Source organism: Photobacterium sp. SP02 (assembly GCF_038519165.1).
Lineage (GTDB): Bacteria > Pseudomonadota > Gammaproteobacteria > Enterobacterales > Vibrionaceae > Photobacterium > Photobacterium halotolerans.
The window spans coordinates 1-529 of sequence record NZ_JASJOJ010000163.1; the positions used below are offsets into that span (position 1 = coordinate 1).

Consider the following 529-nt stretch of genomic DNA (forward strand, 5'->3'; position numbering starts at 1 on the left):
CGGTGATATCAGACCTGTTCCGGACTAAACTACCGATCCTTGAAAAGTGGCTGTGATAGGTCGCTAAATGCTTGTAAGCGGTTTTTTGTTCCTCAGTTAAAAGTTTCAGCTCTCTGCCCAGGGAACAGAGTACCACGTAACTGCTCATACTCATTCCCGTTTCATTAGCTCGGGATTCGATAAGCATTCGTTCCATTGGGCACATTCGTACAGAGACTGAATGGCTCTTTTTACCCTTAAATTCTTTCATAATTTGAATGTTTTTTCTGACTATACATCTTAAAATAAAACGTCTTATTTTCCCTTTCGACCAGCGGGAGAAAGCAAGATGGCGGTGTAGGCATGAGGCGGTGTAGGCATGAGGCGGTAAAAATCGAAGCGAACCGGAGGTCTTTAACAACGAAATGCCCTACAATCGGACCTCTTGACCTTTATTACTTCACAAATATACATTGTTTTTGTATTTCTCGAAAACTTTACTATCTTTACATCACAAAAAACAAACTCTAGAGCCTGTTATTTTCTTTAT

1 protein-coding gene is annotated in these 529 nt (G+C 40.5%); it reads right to left on the reverse strand.

What is annotated here, in order from left to right; all coding sequences use genetic code 11:
* Nucleotides 1-250 (reverse strand): plasmid mobilization protein (locus tag P0Y67_RS23060; RefSeq protein ID WP_446728876.1); only part of this gene is annotated, 250 nt, incomplete at its 3' end.
* Nucleotides 251-529: the final 279 nt, after the last annotated feature.